Origin of the sequence: Edwardsiella sp. A.80236 (assembly GCF_044540725.1) — a bacterium.
Classification (GTDB): Bacteria; Pseudomonadota; Gammaproteobacteria; order Enterobacterales; family Enterobacteriaceae; genus Edwardsiella; species Edwardsiella tarda.
On record NZ_JBIUCY010000017.1, the window covers coordinates 1 to 16,693 of the forward strand.

At 50.5% G+C, this 16,693-nt stretch carries 18 protein-coding genes, 1 tRNA gene and 2 pseudogenes; 10 read left to right on the forward strand and 11 right to left on the reverse strand.

Annotation, left to right across the window (positions count from 1 at the left end; genetic code table 11):
- Positions 1–515: 515 nt before the first annotated feature.
- Positions 516–722, reverse strand: a complete 207-nt coding sequence (locus tag ACEQFP_RS13725) for a hypothetical protein (protein ID WP_071523961.1) — start codon at positions 720–722, stop codon at positions 516–518.
- 239 nt (positions 723–961) lie between these two features.
- Between ACEQFP_RS13725 and ACEQFP_RS13730 the strand changes: the two genes are divergently transcribed.
- On the forward strand, positions 962–1,357 hold the full coding sequence (locus ACEQFP_RS13730; RefSeq protein WP_035594588.1) for an acyl-CoA thioesterase: 396 nt from the start codon (positions 962–964) through the stop codon (positions 1,355–1,357).
- 126 nt (positions 1,358–1,483) lie between these two features.
- Entirely contained in the window at positions 1,484–1,915 is a 432-nt protein-coding gene (locus ACEQFP_RS13735) for a universal stress protein (protein ID WP_005294158.1), read from the forward strand.
- A gap of 42 nt (positions 1,916–1,957) precedes the next feature.
- Here ACEQFP_RS13735 and ACEQFP_RS13740 read toward each other — a convergent pair whose 3' ends face one another.
- The gene (locus ACEQFP_RS13740) at positions 1,958–2,302 is read right to left on the reverse strand and encodes a nitrous oxide-stimulated promoter family protein (RefSeq protein ID WP_005294162.1); all 345 of its coding nucleotides are present in this window, start codon (positions 2,300–2,302) and stop codon (positions 1,958–1,960) included.
- A gap of 471 nt (positions 2,303–2,773) precedes the next feature.
- Between ACEQFP_RS13740 and ACEQFP_RS13745 the strand changes: the two genes are divergently transcribed.
- From ACEQFP_RS13745 to ACEQFP_RS13765, 5 genes are all read left to right on the forward strand, one after another.
- Positions 2,774–3,322 (forward strand): YfiR family protein, encoded by a 549-nt coding sequence (locus ACEQFP_RS13745; protein WP_396464350.1) that lies wholly within the window; start codon positions 2,774–2,776, stop codon positions 3,320–3,322.
- Positions 3,323–3,326: 4 nt separating this feature from the next.
- On the forward strand, positions 3,327–4,553 hold the full coding sequence (locus ACEQFP_RS13750) for a diguanylate cyclase domain-containing protein (RefSeq protein WP_226086035.1): 1,227 nt from the start codon (positions 3,327–3,329) through the stop codon (positions 4,551–4,553).
- A gap of 22 nt (positions 4,554–4,575) precedes the next feature.
- Entirely contained in the window at positions 4,576–5,064 is a 489-nt protein-coding gene (locus ACEQFP_RS13755; protein WP_005286605.1) for an OmpA family protein, read from the forward strand.
- A 161-nt stretch (positions 5,065–5,225) separates the two neighbouring features.
- Complete coding sequence (locus ACEQFP_RS13760; protein WP_165798010.1) at positions 5,226–5,363, forward strand: hypothetical protein; 138 nt, start codon at positions 5,226–5,228, stop codon at positions 5,361–5,363.
- A gap of 108 nt (positions 5,364–5,471) precedes the next feature.
- Positions 5,472–5,559 (forward strand) — tRNA-Ser (locus tag ACEQFP_RS13765).
- 387 nt (positions 5,560–5,946) lie between these two features.
- On the opposite strand, the pseudogene ACEQFP_RS13770 reads toward ACEQFP_RS13765, so the two are convergent.
- The 4 genes and pseudogenes from ACEQFP_RS13770 to ACEQFP_RS13785 all read right to left on the reverse strand — a co-directional run.
- A pseudogene (locus ACEQFP_RS13770) lies at positions 5,947–6,117 on the reverse strand (DUF4942 domain-containing protein); the annotation flags it as partial.
- Between the two features lie 56 nt (positions 6,118–6,173).
- Positions 6,174–6,413: a thioredoxin family protein gene (locus tag ACEQFP_RS13775; protein ID WP_005286599.1), complete on the reverse strand. Its 240-nt coding sequence runs from the start codon at positions 6,411–6,413 to the stop codon at positions 6,174–6,176.
- Between the two features lie 25 nt (positions 6,414–6,438).
- On the reverse strand, positions 6,439–7,389 hold the full coding sequence (locus tag ACEQFP_RS13780; protein WP_200900972.1) for a permease: 951 nt from the start codon (positions 7,387–7,389) through the stop codon (positions 6,439–6,441).
- Between the two features lie 179 nt (positions 7,390–7,568).
- Entirely contained in the window at positions 7,569–7,868 is a 300-nt protein-coding gene (locus tag ACEQFP_RS13785; protein ID WP_005286594.1) for a helix-turn-helix transcriptional regulator, read from the reverse strand.
- 100 nt (positions 7,869–7,968) lie between these two features.
- Between ACEQFP_RS13785 and ACEQFP_RS13790 the strand changes: the two genes are divergently transcribed.
- Complete coding sequence (locus tag ACEQFP_RS13790; RefSeq protein WP_035594585.1) at positions 7,969–9,051, forward strand: permease; 1,083 nt, start codon at positions 7,969–7,971, stop codon at positions 9,049–9,051.
- 205 nt (positions 9,052–9,256) lie between these two features.
- Here ACEQFP_RS13790 and ACEQFP_RS13795 read toward each other — a convergent pair whose 3' ends face one another.
- From ACEQFP_RS13795 to ACEQFP_RS13815, 5 genes and pseudogenes are all read right to left on the reverse strand, one after another.
- Positions 9,257–9,820 carry a sigma-70 family RNA polymerase sigma factor gene (locus tag ACEQFP_RS13795; protein ID WP_005286587.1) on the reverse strand — a complete coding sequence of 188 codons (564 nt, stop codon included), beginning with the start codon at positions 9,818–9,820 and terminating at the stop codon, positions 9,257–9,259.
- Positions 9,820–10,848 (reverse strand): ACR3 family arsenite efflux transporter, encoded by a 1,029-nt coding sequence (gene arsB, locus ACEQFP_RS13800; protein WP_395839857.1) that lies wholly within the window; start codon positions 10,846–10,848, stop codon positions 9,820–9,822. The genes ACEQFP_RS13795 and arsB overlap by 1 nt, the downstream gene beginning before the upstream one ends.
- 754 nt (positions 10,849–11,602) lie before the next feature.
- Complete coding sequence (locus ACEQFP_RS13805) at positions 11,603–12,082, reverse strand: arsenate reductase ArsC (protein WP_005294177.1); 480 nt, start codon at positions 12,080–12,082, stop codon at positions 11,603–11,605.
- A gap of 4 nt (positions 12,083–12,086) precedes the next feature.
- A complete protein-coding gene (locus ACEQFP_RS13810) occupies positions 12,087–12,467 on the reverse strand; it encodes a helix-turn-helix transcriptional regulator (RefSeq protein WP_005286570.1) in 381 nt (126 codons plus the stop codon).
- Between the two features lie 129 nt (positions 12,468–12,596).
- Positions 12,597–12,954 (reverse strand): annotated as a pseudogene (locus ACEQFP_RS13815) (transposase); the annotation flags it as partial.
- A gap of 855 nt (positions 12,955–13,809) precedes the next feature.
- Between ACEQFP_RS13815 and ACEQFP_RS13820 the strand changes: the two are divergent.
- The gene (locus tag ACEQFP_RS13820) at positions 13,810–15,018 is read left to right on the forward strand and encodes an amidohydrolase (RefSeq protein ID WP_035599906.1); all 1,209 of its coding nucleotides are present in this window, start codon (positions 13,810–13,812) and stop codon (positions 15,016–15,018) included.
- A 3-nt stretch (positions 15,019–15,021) separates the two neighbouring features.
- Positions 15,022–16,530, forward strand: a complete 1,509-nt coding sequence (locus ACEQFP_RS13825; RefSeq protein WP_035606312.1) for an AbgT family transporter — start codon at positions 15,022–15,024, stop codon at positions 16,528–16,530.
- Positions 16,531–16,693: the final 163 nt, after the last annotated feature.

Genomic DNA, 16,693 nt, shown 5'->3' on the forward strand with positions numbered 1-16,693 from the left:
GCCCAACTGCCCAACTGCCCAACTGCCCAACTGCCCAACTGCCCAACTGCCCAACTGCCCAACTGCCCAACTGCCCAACTGCCCACCGCCGATCCTGCTCTCCCTCCCGCCCATGCGGCCCTTCAAAGATCCTTGCGTTCAGCGTGAGTACGATAAAAGATGATGGGAGTGTGAGCGCCATCATGTGGCGGGCTGGCGCTTTATGGGCGAAAGGGTAGAGTAAGACAGGATATCCTTGCGAAGGAGTTTCTTATGAAGCTGGTCAGGCAAATCCTGCGTAGCTGCTATGTCAGCTACCTGTTGAGTCTCCTGGCATTGATTGCCTTTGGCCCCAATGATGCGCCGTCACCGATTACGCCGGAGAAGCTGTAAGGCCAGGGGAAGTAAGGTGAAGGCCGGGGTGAGTCGCGTAGAGACGCGGCCCCGCAGTTTTATGGCTCTGAGGCGGTATGAGGAACGATGAGTGATGGGGCGCGGCGTGAGGCGGCGCCCCATCTGTTGTGTATTGCGTTGTACTAGGGCTGTGGCGGTTTTTCATGCTCGTCGCGGTAGACTTCCCCGCAGAAGAGAACCGCGTTGGGACGACGCTGATGCAGTTTGTCGATCATCTGCTGGCACTCGCGGTGTGTGGGGTATATATCTTCTGTGACGGGCAGAGCATCACAGGCATCATGGCCACATGGGCTGACCAGCAGAACAAATCCGACTAAAACATCGACCATCTATCTATCCCATTCCTCATGCTACCCGCGTAATGTGCCTAGCGTGTTATCGAGTCTATTGCCAGCATATGGCTAGCTAGCATAGCGGCTTCGTCCGACCTGCTGTTATGTATATGGTGCTTACTATGCAGAAATTCAATCTATTATTGCTGGCAAGGGGAAAATATGTGGCCTAGCTAGCAGCGTCAGCATGGTAAAATCATTGCTCCTATAAGTTATGCTTGCTGTACATCATTATTATGAATTCACCTGCTATCGAACAAAAGATCGCCCAGTCGGCCACTCGGGTGGCAAAAGTCGTTTTTCCCACCACGATTAATCATCACTCCACACTGTTTGGCGGCACCGCCCTGGCCTGGATGGATGAGGTCGCCTTTATTACCGCCACCCGTTTCTGTCGTAAACGCCTGGTGACGGTCTCCACGGAGCGTATTAATTTTCAGCACCCGATCCCTTCGGGATCTATCGTCGAGTTAGTGGGGCGAGTCACTCGCGTAGGCCGTACCAGCCTAACGGTGAGTGTGACCATTTTTCTTGAGGATATGTATCACGAAGGGTGCGAAGAAGTGATCAATGGTCAGTTCAACTTCGTGGCGGTGGATGATGATGGGCGGCCCCAGCCTTTATTCGCGTGATCATCCTGTTAAAACGTTTGCCTGTGGGAAAAATGTTAACTGGCTCGATAAACCAGCGACATAGCGCCCTTTTTGATTTTGGCGGTGCTAACATCGCTAATAGGCAAACATAACAGGAGGTTTATGATGTATAAGACGATTTTGGTTCCTGTCGATCTGGATGAGATGACGTTGACCGAGGCCGCCCTGACCGAGGTGAGAGCGCTAGCGGCGCAGGATGTCGTGCAGATCAGTTTGCTCTATGTGATGCAGGTTCCGGATTGCTCCTTGAGTCGCTTAAATAAAGAGACGCAGCGCTTCGAAGATATCTTGGCGGACGAGTGCCTGGCGAAGATGCAGACGCTCGCCGAGTCGATTCCGTTGACGGAGCCAAGTCGTATTAGCTGTCAGATCCGCAAGGGGTCGATCTACGATGAGGTGCTGAAACAGGCCCAAGAGATCGACGCCGATCTGATCGTGATTGGTTCACGCCGGCCGAGCATGTCCACCTATTTGCTCGGTTCTAACGCGACCAAGATCGTCCGCCATGCGGCGACCAGCGTCTTGGTGGTGCGTTGAGTCGCGCCACGCGGCATCATCAGCCAGACGGCGTGAGCCACATTAGTTGCGCTCACGCCGTTTTCGTTCAGGGATAGGCGGCACCGGGCGGCGATCATCGTGCAGATGGCGTAGCGCGAGGATCGGGTGGCGCCATAGCATGCGAGGCCCTGCCCAACGCATGATGCTTTTCATCTCCTCCCGTTTAGCCGGCTGGTAACAATGGATGGGGCATTGTTTACAGGCGGGCTTCTCCTCACCAAAGGGGCAACGGTCTAGGCGATTGCAGGCGTACTGATAGAGCTGCTGGTAGTGTGCCGGATCGGCCAATGCTGCCGGGGCGCTCGATTGATACAGCGCGATCATACGCTGGATGGTGAGTTTCTCTCGTTGTAACCGTTTTCCCATCATTAACCCCTTGTGGGACGCCGCTGGCGCCAGTTGCCGATGGCATGTGATGACCCTATGCGGACCGGGCGGTCAGTACCGTTTAACCAAACTTGTCTATAATAACGGTAGTTACGCTAAATTGTTAAGAGGATAGCGTCTGCGTGAGGTTGTAGTCGCACTGTTGTCACCTATTTTCTCTCGCTTATCTACAGCGATTAAAGAATAGCGTATCGCGTCCGATAGATCCTAAGCGGAGGGAAGCGTCAGCTATCTATACGTTCTTCCTCTGCCGTGCTGGTTCGCCTCACATTTATTTGGTTTGGCGCTATCATGCATCCAGACTAAAGAAAAATCCTATTCTTTAATTGTGTACTTTTTTTAGACTTAATGGTTTCATCCTCGAGCGGATGAAATAGTTGTGGGGATAATAGCCCCAGTTTTCACAGAGATAAAATGGGGAGTGATTGAGTCTGCTGCATGAATTTCACAATGTATCATCCGCTTAAATACGGGGTCATGTGTGTGCTGGCCTGTTGTCTCTTGCTCGGGATCCTTTGTTCGCCGGCGCATGCGCTTAGCGGTGAGCAGCGGGATGACCTACAACAGCAGCGGGAGCGAGACGTCGCCCGCATCGTGACTGGAATGATCAGCTTTACTCGCTGGCGCCCGCCATCGCAGCCGATCCGCCTATGCATCATTCCACCGACACGCTTTGCCCATCAGTTAGTGTCTATGCCGGCGACAGCTCAGCTCAGTGTGCGCGAGGTTGCTTTTGCGCCGCAGACTATTCTGCAGCAGTGCGATGCCGTCTATTACGGTGATGTTACGCCCGAACAGCAACAGTCAGTGATCAGTTTGCTACAGGGGAAAAGTTTGTTAACCATCGCGGAAGATAACCGTGAATGCAGTAAAGGCAGTGCGTTTTGCCTGCAATTGGGGAAACAAAGCGTCAACTTCGAGTTAAATTTGGATACGCTGGCGCGCAGCAACATACAGGTCAACCCCAATGTGCTGCTCTTGGCAAAGAGAAAAGGGTAACAGGGTGAAACGCTTATTTTCCAAGGGAGTCAGCTCACGTCAAACTCGCCCGACATTACGGCGCATGTTTCAGCGTATTCACCTGATGATCATTGCCGTGACGTTATTACTGGCGGGGATACCGCTATCATTATTATCGCTATTCACGCTACGTAGTTATGCAGAACATAATCTGCAATTGGTGGCGATGACCATCAGTTATACCAGTGAGGCGGCGGTGGTATTTAATGATAAACCCGCTGCGTTAGATGCCCTGAATATGATCGCTAAGCGCGAGCAGATCGCCGAGGCGACGATTAGTAATGCACAACATCAAGTCTGGGTTCGTTGGTACTCGCCGACGCCGACCGATGAGCGGGTGAACCGCCTGCTGCGTGGTTGGCTACTACCCAGCGCCGTGAGCGGGCCGATCGAACACAATGGCCAATTGATCGGTTATGTTTCCTTGAAGGCGGATGGCTCGATGCTGATGCATTTCTTGGGCTATTTCCTCTTAGGTATGTTGTGTTGCTTGATCTTGATTGCCTTACTTTCGCTCTATCTCGTGCAGCGGATGCATACCGGTATTGTGGATGAGTTATATGCCATCGCGAAGGTGGCGCGTCAGGTTCGTGAGCGGCGCAGCTATTCGCTGCGCGTACCGCATTCGCAGATCGCGGAGATCGAAGAGTTAAGCCGAGGGTTTAACAGCTTGTTGATCGAAGTGGAGTCACAACATGACTCATTAGTGAATGAGAATGGGGTCTTAAGCTATAAGGCGTTACACGATCCGTTGACCGGTTTGCCGAATCGTACCTGCTTTATGAATATGTTGGAGAGCTTGAATCCGCAACAGGAGCAGATATGCGTGATGTTTCTGGATGGGGATGGTTTTAAGAGTATTAACGACGGCTGGGGTCATGCGGCAGGGGACCACGTATTAATCGAGGTGGCCAGTCGCCTGAGCAAACAGATTCGAAAAACGGATATGGTGGCACGTTTGGGCGGGGATGAGTTTGCCATTTTATTGCGCAATATCGAGCATGCCGACGAAGCTGAGCGCGTTGCCCAGGGGATATTACAGGCAGTGCCACAACCGATCACGCTGGCTAATGGGGTACACGTTAGCATGACGTTCAGTATTGGGTTGACCTTCTCTGTGCCTGATAGTCAGCTGAGTGACTTGTTGGAGAGGGCAGATAGCGCCATGTACCAGAGTAAACAGCGGGGCGGTGGTTGGAGTATTGGTTAGCTACTAATAATAAGGAATAGATATGGTCAGAACGAAGCATATTGCCTGGTTGATGGGCGTGCTGATCGGTGGTATGGCGCTGAGTGGTTGTCAGCGAAAAGAGACCTTCTCGGCGCAGCAGGTGGCGGTGTTACAACAACAAGGCTTCATTCAAGGTAATGATGGGTGGAGTTTTGGCATGTCAGAGAAGGTGCTATTCGGTAATAACCAATTTGTTCTACGTCCAGAGAGCCAGGCGCATGTCGCCGAGATTGGCCGAGCGTTATCGAAGGTCGCCATCCTGCATGCTCGTTTGGACGGTTATACCGATAACTATGGGACGGATGCCTATAATCAACAGTTGTCCCTGAAGCGGGCCGATAAGGTCGCGGATGCCCTGGCCAGCGGCGGTATGCCTCGCGCGAACCTCACCACGCGTGGCATGGGCAAACGTGATCCGATTGCCGATAATGCGACACGGCAAGGGCGAGCGGAGAACCGGCGCGTCGCCATTATCATCCAGGCACCTTAATCGCAATTGTCAGCGGCTATCTTAGCGGGGTAGCCGTGCGGTCGACCACCTCTGCGCTTTACAGCAAACGGCAAATCCTCCGGCAACTTTACATTAGTCATACATATACTGAAGCCGACGGGTATAGGCTTTATCTGAAATATGTTGATGAGGAGGTGCTGATGAATAGCAGAAGAGTACACGTAGCCCGTTGTGTCGCGAAATACGCCTTGGCTAGTCATAGCGCTAGCCGTTGGAATATTGCGATGAAGATGCTCAAAGCCTCCCTCATCGGCCTCCAGATGGGACCACGGCGCTGAGGCGGCGTATAGAAAGAGAACATGTCGTTCATTTGCTAGCCGCTTGAGTGAAAAGATGATTTTAGGACTGGACAAGAAACGCCGAGCCGATTAATATCCTCAGCCATTGGAAGGATGGCCGAGTGGTTTAAGGCAACGGTCTTGAAAACCGTCGAGTGTAACAGCTCCCAGAGTTCGAATCTCTGTCCTTCCGCCAAATTTTAACCCCAAGTTATTGATTAACTTGGGGTTTTTTCATTTCTGTATTTTTCAGTATGCCATCCAGTATGCTATCAGTGCTTGGTTTGTATGAGACACGATGGTTTCTCCTCGGACGGTATGGCGTGTTTTCTCCCCCTATCTTGCTGCCATCATCTACAGATAGTGCTTTGCGTCGATGCTATTTTTCTACCAGCTTAAGTTGCCTAAGGTGATGTATGCTGACTGTTTCTGGAACGTAGCGGATCAAGAGATACTACATCGCTGTAGTCCCCGGCACTTTTTCTGTGACGGCTCGCGTGCGCATCAAAACGTGATGCAATATTGGCTCGATTATCCGGTACAGGTTTGCCGTCCAGTGGATGTCGCCTGTGTTCCAGACCGATCAATTGATGAGCACGAGCGCCCGGTCTGAAGTGAAATCCTCACTGGCCATTCTGACCAGCGTATTCACGATAATCTTCTCCTCAAAGTAATACGGGCGGTGGGTGCGATAGCCCCAACTCAGGGATCTGAAGACATTAATGATACTGCGTTCAAATGTTTCTCCTCTGCAATCATAGTAATTTTGTCCCTATGAATGACAAGTTGTGTATTTCCATTGTTTAAGAATCAGGCGGTAAGCCATTGTTCAATTTTGTCGCGTGAGGGAATACCACCGGAGTGCACGACTTGGCCATCTACCACTACTCCTGGTGTAGAGAGGATACCGAAGCTCATAATCTCGCGGATTTCCTCGATCTTTTCCAGTTCGATGGCGATGCCTTTATCCTCTGCCACGGCAGCGATTAGTTTGGCAACGGCTTTACAGTTGGCACAGCCTGATCCCAGTACTTTAATGTTTTTCATCATGTTATCTCTGGTTTAAGAATAGCGGCTATAACACCGCATTGAAGATATAACCCACCAACAAGATGCCGCTAGCAACCACGGCCACAAAGGTGGCAATCAACTTGGGTTTTAGCACCTTACGTAATATGACCATCTCGGGAAAAGACAAGGCAATGACGGCCATCATAAACGCCAATACAGTTCCCAACGCCGCCCCTTTGGCTAGCAGTGCCTGGACGATGGGGATGATACCGGCGGCGTTGGTATACATGGGTACGCCCATGATCACGGCCAGCGGTACCGACCACCAGGCCTCTTTACCCATAAATGAGGCCATGAAGGATTCCGGCACATAACCGTGAATACCAGCACCGATGGCGATCCCCACCAATATGTAAGGCCACACCTTCCCCACGATCTGCCGCACGGCACTGAAGCCACTCTGTATCCGATCCGCCAGCGTCATCGATTGCAACGGATCATTCGTATGGATGCGGGGCATCTGTTGCACCCATTCCTCAAGCTGCACCTCCATTTTAATCCGACCGATAATCCAACCCGCCACTATGGCGACGCTGAGCCCTAATCCCAGATAGAGCAAAGCAATCTTCCAGCCAAATAGGCCGAACAGTAAAGTCAAGGCGACCTCATTGACCATCGGTGCCGAGATTAGAAACGAGAAGGTGACGCCGAGTGGCACTCCAGCTTGGACAAAGCCGATAAACAGCGGCACCGCCGAGCAAGAGCAAAAGGGGGTAACGATGCCGAGCAGGGCAGCTAATACATTAGCGTCCCCCTCGCCACGTTTAGCCAGTAGGGCACGAGTCCGCTCTGGAGTGAACCAGGAGTTGATCATCCCCATGACGAAGACGATGCCGGTTAGCAGCAACAGTACCTTAGGTGTGTCGTAGAGGAAGAATTGTAAGGCTTCCCCTAGATGACTTGTGGGATCCAGCGGTAGCCAACCGACCAGCAACTCCGAAGTCGGCAGAATCAATTGGTACAATCCCAACCAGATAACAGCACTAAGGAACAAAAATAAGGACGGCCTCCGCTCGGGAAGTTTTTTAATGGAAACAAGCGCTCTCATGATGGTTACCCATAAACAATGTGATTCTGCTTATGAAGACGCATGAGTGCACAAAAGGATGCAAGAAAAGTTGTTGTTCCGGTTAATTACTCCTTGGCATTGCTATTGGTACAACACTCTTCTTGCAGAAAACGAATGATCTCATCCAGTACCTCGTATCGAGAAATGCACAATAATGTTCTACCCTCCCGGTTTTGTCGGATAAGACCAGCGGAAACGAGTGCTGCTATGTGATGGCTTAGAGTAGATCCGGGGATGGCCAGTTGTTGTTGCAACTCACCGACGGCGAGCCCCTCGCTACCAGCCTTCACTAGGTGCTTGTATATGAACAAACGAGTTGGATGCCCCAACTCCTTCAATGCCTTGGCGACTTCATCTAACTGCATATACTCTCCAACGAATCTTGATATTTCGACAATAACAGAAATATATTGCCATGGCACATATTTCGAGTATTCTAGAAATAAGGAAATGAAGGAGATGAAAATGACTGACTGGTTACTTATGGTTCAAAATGCTGCCCAAATGCTACTTGTACTGGCAATAGAATTATCATTGCTATTTTTGTTAATCAGTACGGGAGTCAATTGGTTGCGTTGTAAAGTACCTAACAACAAGATCCAAACGATCATGGGAAGTCGACAGGGTAAAGGCTATCTTATCGCTTCTTTACTCGGTGCTATTACACCGTTTTGCAGTTGCTCCACCATTCCCATGCTCAGAGGAATGCTGCAAGCCAGAGCGGGTTTTGGGCCAACATTGACGTTTCTTTTTGTCTCCCCATTGCTGAATCCGATTATTATCGGCTTAATGTGGGCTACATTTGGCTGGAAAATTACGACCCTGTATTCGCTGATCGCATTGAGTGTTTCCGTAGTAGCGGGTTGGGCCCTAAACAAGCTGGAGTTCAGTCGGTTTGTGATTCCGATGAGGGACAACGCGCAACGCGATGCCATTAGCTGCCCATCAGCATCTCTATCTAAGCCGCAGGAGGCTCAAGAGGTGAGTGGTAACATGAAATTGCAGATCCAGTTGTTCTCGCCAACGACAACCTCTTGCCGTTCCAATTCGGCGATTAAGAGCCCATCACAAAAGAGGATGATCAACACAATCTGTTGCAGTCCCAAGCAGAATTCTGTGAGAAGAACACAGTGGTCATCGTCTGTTTTAAAGAGCTCATTTGCTGAAGCATGGCAACAATTCAAAAAAGTGGCTCCTTATCTCATCATCGGGATTCTTATTGGTTCTATCATTTATGGCTTTGTACCCGCAGAATGGATTTCAAATCATGCTGGCTCAAATAATCCATTTGCTATCATTCTGAGTGCCGTGATTGGCATCCCGCTCTATATCCGAGCCGAAGCAGTTATCCCTCTGGCATCAGTATTACTGGGTAAAGGGATGAGCATCGGTGCCGTTATGGCACTGATTATTGGCAGTGCTGGTGCCAGTATTACCGAAGTAATTTTGCTCAAATCCATGTTCAGAATGCCTATGATTGTCGCGTTCGTATCCATCATATTGGGTATGGCCATCCTCATGGGATATATCGCATTGTTGTTTTTCTAACGAGAGGCGCTGCTACCCATCGTCGGTTGATGAGCGAATGTTCTATCTTATTCAAGAAGACGCCATTGGTTGGCTCAGGATACCGAGTGTTTCCCAAAAGTACGGTTACCGCGTGATTGCTTGTCCGTGAGTCGTTTTGGAGGGGAACCAAGCGCTGTTGTCCACTAACCGAAAAACTATCCAAGGCTTGATCTGTCTTTAGTGGTCATTTCTGTTCTGACATCGGAGCGCGCGGAATGTAGCAGCAGACCTGACCTTGGTCGTCGAGTTGAACAGCGCAGGTGGTGTGGAGCCGGTTTTTCAGGCGGACTCGAGCTCGTAGTAGGCGAGACTTGACGGCAGAGAGGCTTAACCCCTGCTGGTTAGCATACGCTTGCTGAGTCATCCCTTCGATGTCACAGCGGATCAGAATGTCACGATCTGCGCTCTCGAGCTCTGCTAAAACCCGTGGTAGGCAAGCGGTCAGTTGGTCAACCACCGCTTGCTCTGGCTCATCCTGGGGGAGCTCATCGGACAAGGGCAACATCTCACGCCGCTTGCGGTATTCATCAATCAAGTGATGTCGCGCCACTTCAAATAACCAGGCGCGGGGTTGGGCAATGGCGCAGAACGCTGTTCCCTGTTTCATTGCTTTGATAAAGATTTCCTGCAATGCATCATCAACACGATCCGGCTCTCGTAGTTGCTGAAATAACCAACTGCGTAATTCTCTTTTATGCTGTTGCCAGGCCCGCAACAAGCAAGCCGGGATCGGGGCAACTGTTTTCATTATCGAGGAAGCCCCTGTTCGTACCAACGCTTGCTACGATTGACAACCTTCACCACCAACAGCATAACAGGGACTTCAATCAGCACCCCTACGACAGTCGCCAATGCGGCACCGGAGTGGAAGCCAAACAGGCTGATGGCTGTTGCCACTGCTAGCTCGAAAAAGTTGGAAGCGCCAATCAATGCTGACGGACAAGCCACCGAGTGCTTCTCGCCGACCTTGCGATTTAGCCAGTAAGCTAAGCTGGAGTTGAAAAATACCTGGATCAGAATAGGCACCGCCAAGAGGGCGATCACCAACGGTTGCTGGATGATGGCATCACCTTGAAAGGCAAACAGCAGCACCAGAGTCAGCAGCAGAGCCGCGATGGACCAAGGCTGGATGCGATGCATGGTGCTATCGAAGGCGTCTGCTCCTTGGCGCAATAACGCGCGACGAATGAGCTGTGCCATGATCACCGGAATGACGATATAGAGCACTACCGAAGTCAGCAGGGTATCCCAGGGTACTGTGATGCTGGACACCCCTAACAGCAAGCCAACCAAGGGGGCAAAAACAAACACCATGATGAGATCATTCACCGCCACCTGAGATAGGGTGAAGTAGGGATCACCATTGGTCAGTCGACTCCAGACAAACACCATGGCAGTGCAAGGTGCAGCGGCCAGCAGAATGAGGCCAGCAATATAGCTATCGAGCTGCTCTGCAGGCAACCAGTCGGCAAACAACACCCGGATGAACAACCAGCCAAGAAACGCCATGGAGAAAGGCTTCACTAACCAGTTGATGAACAGAGTGACACCGATGCCGCGTACATGCTCCTTGACCTGATGCAACGCTGCGAAGTCGATTTTAAGCAGCATGGGGATGATCATCACCCAGATGAGTATACCGACAGGCAGGTTGACCTGGGCGATCTCCATGGCTCCGATGACCTTGAACAAGCTAGGCATGCCTTGCCCTAAGGCGATACCGATAACGATACACAGCGCAACCCAAGCCGTCAGGTAGCGTTCGAAAAAGCTCATGGGAGCACCTGCCGCCTGTTTAGCGGTGATTTTACTTTGTGCCGACATCATTGTTCTCCTTGTATTGTGATAACGGCGGTTTGCATCAAGCCAATACTGTTTAGCTCCCGTAGGGGGGACAACCGATCCAGTTTGTTCTGAGGCAGGCTCATGAAAATGCGGCTCCAGTTACCGATTTCGTTGTAAATACGGCAGAACTCATGCAATTGCTGCGCTTCACTTCCCTCGGATGTTGCTGGTTCGGCAAAGATGACCAATGACTGATCCGCTCTCACTTCGTACACTCCCGGTGTAGTAGCATTGCGCGGGTTCAAAATTGGGAAGCGGGGGCATCAGGACACTCTCATCAGTTGGCTATCCAGATAGAGGCGACTCAATATCGAGTATTGATCCGACTTGATGTTGATATCTTGACGAGTCACCTTGGCCATGATTGCCGCCTTAACCAGAGTCTTGCATACGCCTAACGCCGGCAGCACGCCTGAGGCGAAGGTATCGGTACGACCTTTACCACCACAATGGAAGGCCGCCTTCTGGCCATGCTGATAGACCTCAACTACAGCGTGAATGGCATCAAGGAATAGCTCATCTTCGGGTTGCCCAGCATGATTACCCAGGGAGATCTGTACCCATTGCAGTTCGGGCTGGCAGGCCGCGCAGCCAGTCGATTCGCACTGTTGGCTATCAGCTGGATATCTTGGGCACTATATCCGGCAATCAGTTCATGATAAGGCTGGGTCATAGATAGATTTCCTTAAGAAATCTGGTCGGCAATGCGGTCCATTTCGACCTTGAGTTTAGCCTTGTCCTGTTGCAGTTCGGCCAGTGGCAGGGCGAAAAATGCCTCGATGCGGTCGCGCAGAATACGGTAGGCGGTCATAAAAGCGGCGTCGATCTCTTCATCGGTGCCGGTGGCATGAGCCGGGTCTTCAACCCCCCAATGGGTCCGCAGTACAGGGCCCAGATAGACTGGACAGGGCTCATTGGCGGCATTGCCACACACGCTAATGACAATATCCGGCACTTGGGACAGATCTTCCCATGACTTGCTGAAGTAGCCATCGGTATTGATGCCCTCACGGGACAATAGCGCCAGTGAGCGCGGATGCACCTGACCGGTGGGGTTACTCCCGGCACTCATGGCCTGCCATCCTTCTGGTGCCAGATGGTTAAATGTAGCTTCACCAAGGATGGAGCGACACGAGTTACCGGTACACAGGAATAGTACGTTCATCGGATTAGTCCTTACAGTCACAAGGAGTTGGTAAGTCAAGCGTGGGCAACAACGCAGGTGAACAACTGGAGGCGCTGCGTAGCGACGCGCATTGTTCCGGATGACCGGAGCAACACTCCTCGGTCAGAAAGGCAATGAGCTCCAACATCAAGGGAATATTGGCTCGATAGCGCTGGAAACGCCCCTCTTGCACCACCGACAGTAGACCCGCATGGGTCATTGCCTTGAGATGAAAGGAGAGGTTGTTAGGCGCAATGGCTAGAGTCGAAGCAATTTTCCCCGCCACCATGCCCTCCAGCCCGGCCTTCACCAGCAAGCGGTAGATATCCAGCCGTACGCCGGAGGCCAGGGATTCAAATACGTGTGTCGCAGTTTCTTTATTCATACTTCAATGATACAAGAGTTATTGAAGTAATCAATCGAAGTTTAACTCGTTTGGGAATACTGACTCGCTTCTAGCTTAAGTCAGGCGTACTGTAACTCACAAAGAAACTACTCTAAAGACGATGCTGTTCCCTTTCGAGGGAGGAGTGAGGAGGCTGATTTTCCTGCGGCGTAGCTCATCGTGACATAACCGGGTATCGTAAGCCCCATCGGCTGCTGCTGACCTGATTTTTCGGTGGATCTGTCGGAATAGGCGTTTAATCACGAGGACAGGCGTGATGGCAAGATCAGAATAGCGCAGAGGTCTCCCCCGTGATGAAGGTATTGCTGACTCATACCAGGCCTGAATCGACTCGTCATCCAGCCAGAAAGTGATGGAACCTCGATGGATAAGGGCTTGTTGTCAGTGCGCCAGTTGGTGATCCTGGACTTCTATTTTGCCACGGGATTGCTTGCGTTATCAGAGGATGCGTGCTCTGATCCTTCAATTCAATAAAAGTTCGATTTATTCAATAAAGCCCTATTGAAATGAATTCCTAATCTATCTCACACTATTAAATAAAATTATATTTATAAAATAAATGCAAATTAGATTTCGTATTATGTGATCTCGAGTGATTTTGCGCGTGTGGCGTGGTGTGAGAGCGCGCGTAAAAAATATGGGGTTTGCTCTTAATGTGGGCGAGTCTTGTCGAAGATGACGAAATTTCCCAAATCATAATTATCTAATTAGCAGATAATGATTAATCGAAATAATCGGAGAGCCGATACTGAGGGAGGCGTAATCTTTACGATTATCCATGTGATGTCGCGAGTTAGGGAAGGGGTAAGATCGCATAGCGATGAGCAGATGGTGAGGACACCCGAGCCTGAATAAGATGCTTGGTTTGCATTCTAGTTGTTCGTTTTAGGTTACATCGTTGTATATTTCTATCTAATTGATATATATTAATATTTTCAGAATGTTAAATATATCTTGATGCATGCATTTTGCTATGGAATTTATAACATCATATCTTGCTAATAAAGATGAAGAAAAAATCACTGAGGGAGATGGAATGGGGAGATGACTCGTCATGGTGATAAAGGGTCAGTCTGGCGCTGATAATGGCTCCTTTAATAATGGTAAATTCGCTTCGTTTTACGCTTTTCCTCTTTCGGCCTCTCATTTTTACTTTATAGCTTTGACAAGCTGATGCACTAGCAGTATTTGTCGATGGCGTTAGTACACGATTGAGATGGGTGAAATATCACTCAGTAGAGAGCATAAATAAGATAAATAAATACCGTAATGATAAATATATATTATAGCTGATCATCAATCGGTCTCTGGAGGCAAGGGTATGTTATCCCATGAAGCGATTATCGCGGCGGCACAGGAGGTGGACGGCTATGTCAGATCGACGCGTGGCTATCTGCACCAGAATCCCGAGATATCGGGGAGAGAGTTTGCAACCAGCGCCTTTCTCAAGCAAGAGGTGGGGGCGTTAGGCTTGCCTATCGAAGACGTTGAGCATACCGGTTTCATTGCCATCTTATCCTGTGAGCGGCCGGGTAAAACCTTAGCCTTACGCTGTGATATCGATGCGCTGGCGATGGATGAGAGCGAAATGAATCTGGCCGGGAAGAAGCGATACGTTTCACAGCGCGCCGGCGCTTGCCATGCCTGCGGCCATGATAGCCACATGGCGATGTTGCTGGGCGCAATGAAAGTTCTGGTGAAGTATCGGCATACACTGGCTGGCACACTGCTTTTTTGCTTTGAGGAGGGCGAGGAGACGGGCTGCGGCATCGAGAAGATGTTACACGCGCTCTCGCGTAAGGCACCGGATGCGGTCTGGGGGATGCATATCGTCTCTTTTATGCGGTCGGGCACGATCTGTGTCGATCCCGGCCCGAGAATGGCCGGCGCCGCGTTGATCAATATGGATGTGATCGGACGAGGCGGGCATGGTTCGCGTCCCGATCTCTCCATCAATCCGTTATTTGGCGCCGCGAATGTGGTGATGGCGCTCGCTTCGGCCTGGGTTAATCGTATCGATGTGAATGAAACGGTTACCTTAGGGCTGGCAACGATCCATGGCGGAACCGCGGCGAATGTGATACCCGATCGCGTTTCTATTTCAGGGACTATCCGATATTTCAACGTTAGCGAGGGGGAAAGGGCGTTTAACCTGATCAAGACGGTTGCGGCTCATGCTGCGGCGTCGCAAGCCTGTCAAATTGAGTTTGCCGCAGAGATGAAACTGCTGGTGGGTCCGACGATCAACGATGCGCGTTTATCCGCCTTTGCGCAGCGGCAGTTAACAGACATCTTTCCTGACGGTACGCTGGTTCATCAACCTCGTTGGTATGCCTCGGAATCATTCAATCGTTACGCTTCACTCTGCCCAGCCCTCTTTGTCTTTCTCGGTGCGGGTGATGAGGCAGCCGGATCGCAAGCCGAGCATCATAGCAGCCATTTTGACCTGGATGAGCGAGCCTTTTTGAACGGCGTTATCGCGACAGTGAAATTTGCTGACGCTTTTCTCAACGGTTGGGGGAGTGACTGAGTGATGAAACAGGCTGGTGGATTTTTTAGTTGGATAGAGCAGGTGGGGAATAGGATGCCGCACCCTATGGCCCTTTTTCTCTATATTATCGCGATAGTTTTAGCTCTCTCGCTTATCTTAAGTTCTTTGCAGGTATCTGCCTTACATCCGACCTCCGGTGAGACGATTGCCGTGGTTAATTTAGTCAGCCTGCAGGGGCTGATGCTATTTGCAACGAGCTTCGTGGAGAACTTTCAACGCTTCCCTGTACTGGGTGTGGTGATTATCCTAGGCATTGCCACCGGATTTTGCGATAGGAGCGGTTTTTTCTCTGCGGCGATTAAGATGGGTTTATCCGGTCGGAAAGGGAATATCGCCATCTATGTCATCGCGACGATCGGCGTGCTGAGTAATCAGGCTGGTGATGCTGCCTTCATCCTCATTCCTGCGATCGCGGGAGCCATATTCTATGGGATCCGTAGGCATCCGCTCGCGGGTGTATTTTTAGGATACGCCGCCGTCGGTGGCGGGTTTAGTACCGCCTTGATCCCCGGAGGATGGGATATCATCCTCACGCCGATCTCCATCCAATCTGCAGCCAGTATTCGTCCTGACTTTGACATGCCGCTATTAAATGGCTATTTCTTTCTCTTCGTCTCGGCCCTGTTGGTGATCCTCTCTGCCTCAATCATTACGATAAAAGTAATTGAACCGATGCTTGGCACGTATCATTTCGCCGAGCAGGGTAACGCAGAGATGAGCGTGAGTGAGGAGGAGCGGCGAGGCGTCAGAAAGGCTGGGCGAAATGTATTGATATTTTTAATTATATTAGTCCTTAGTTGTATACCACAGAATAGCTTTCTGCGTAATCCCAATACACATTCGTTGATTTTTGGCGCCCCCTTGATGCAATGTCTACAATTTATCATCATTATTATTTTTTCCATTGCTGGCTTGAGCTATGCAATCAGTGTTAAGAAGATAAAAAATATTAGCGATGCTTATACGATGATGTCTGAATCGATCGCCTCGTTGGCGGGGTTTATCGCCTTAGCCGTCGTGATTGGACAGTTTCTCTTCCTCTTCGATAAATCTCATTTGGCGCAGATTTTAGCGATCAAGGGGGGAGGATTCCTGGCCTTTCTTCCCATCCCTAGCCAGATTATCGTGGTGTGTTTTCTGTTACTGACTGCCTTGATCAATCTGTTTATTGGCAGCGGTGGTACGAAATGGTTATTGATGGGGCCTATCTTTATTCCGATGCTGATGCAACTCAACATACATCCGGCATTCACTCAGGCGATATATAGATTAGGTGACTGTTCTACTAACCATCTTACCCCGTTATTTGCCTATTTCGCTATTTTGCTGACGACGGCACAACGCTATGATAAACATACTGGAATGGGGACACTTTTTGCCGCGATGCTGCCGTATTCATTGACCTTTCTTGGCGTGTTTATTCTTCAGGTGATCGTTTGGATGACCTTCGATCTGCCTGTCGGCCCTGGGGGGGTTATCTGGCTCTCTTGAGCCTATCGTGCTGCTTGAGGGCGTAGTGGCCTGAGTATGGTGGAGCAAGGTTGGTATGTGTCCCCGAGTCATGTAGGGAAAGCGACGCATAGGCGGGGTAGTCGCGCTACCCCGAAAGAGATCGTTACTCGATATTTAAACGCTAGTCCGTAGTGCCGATAAT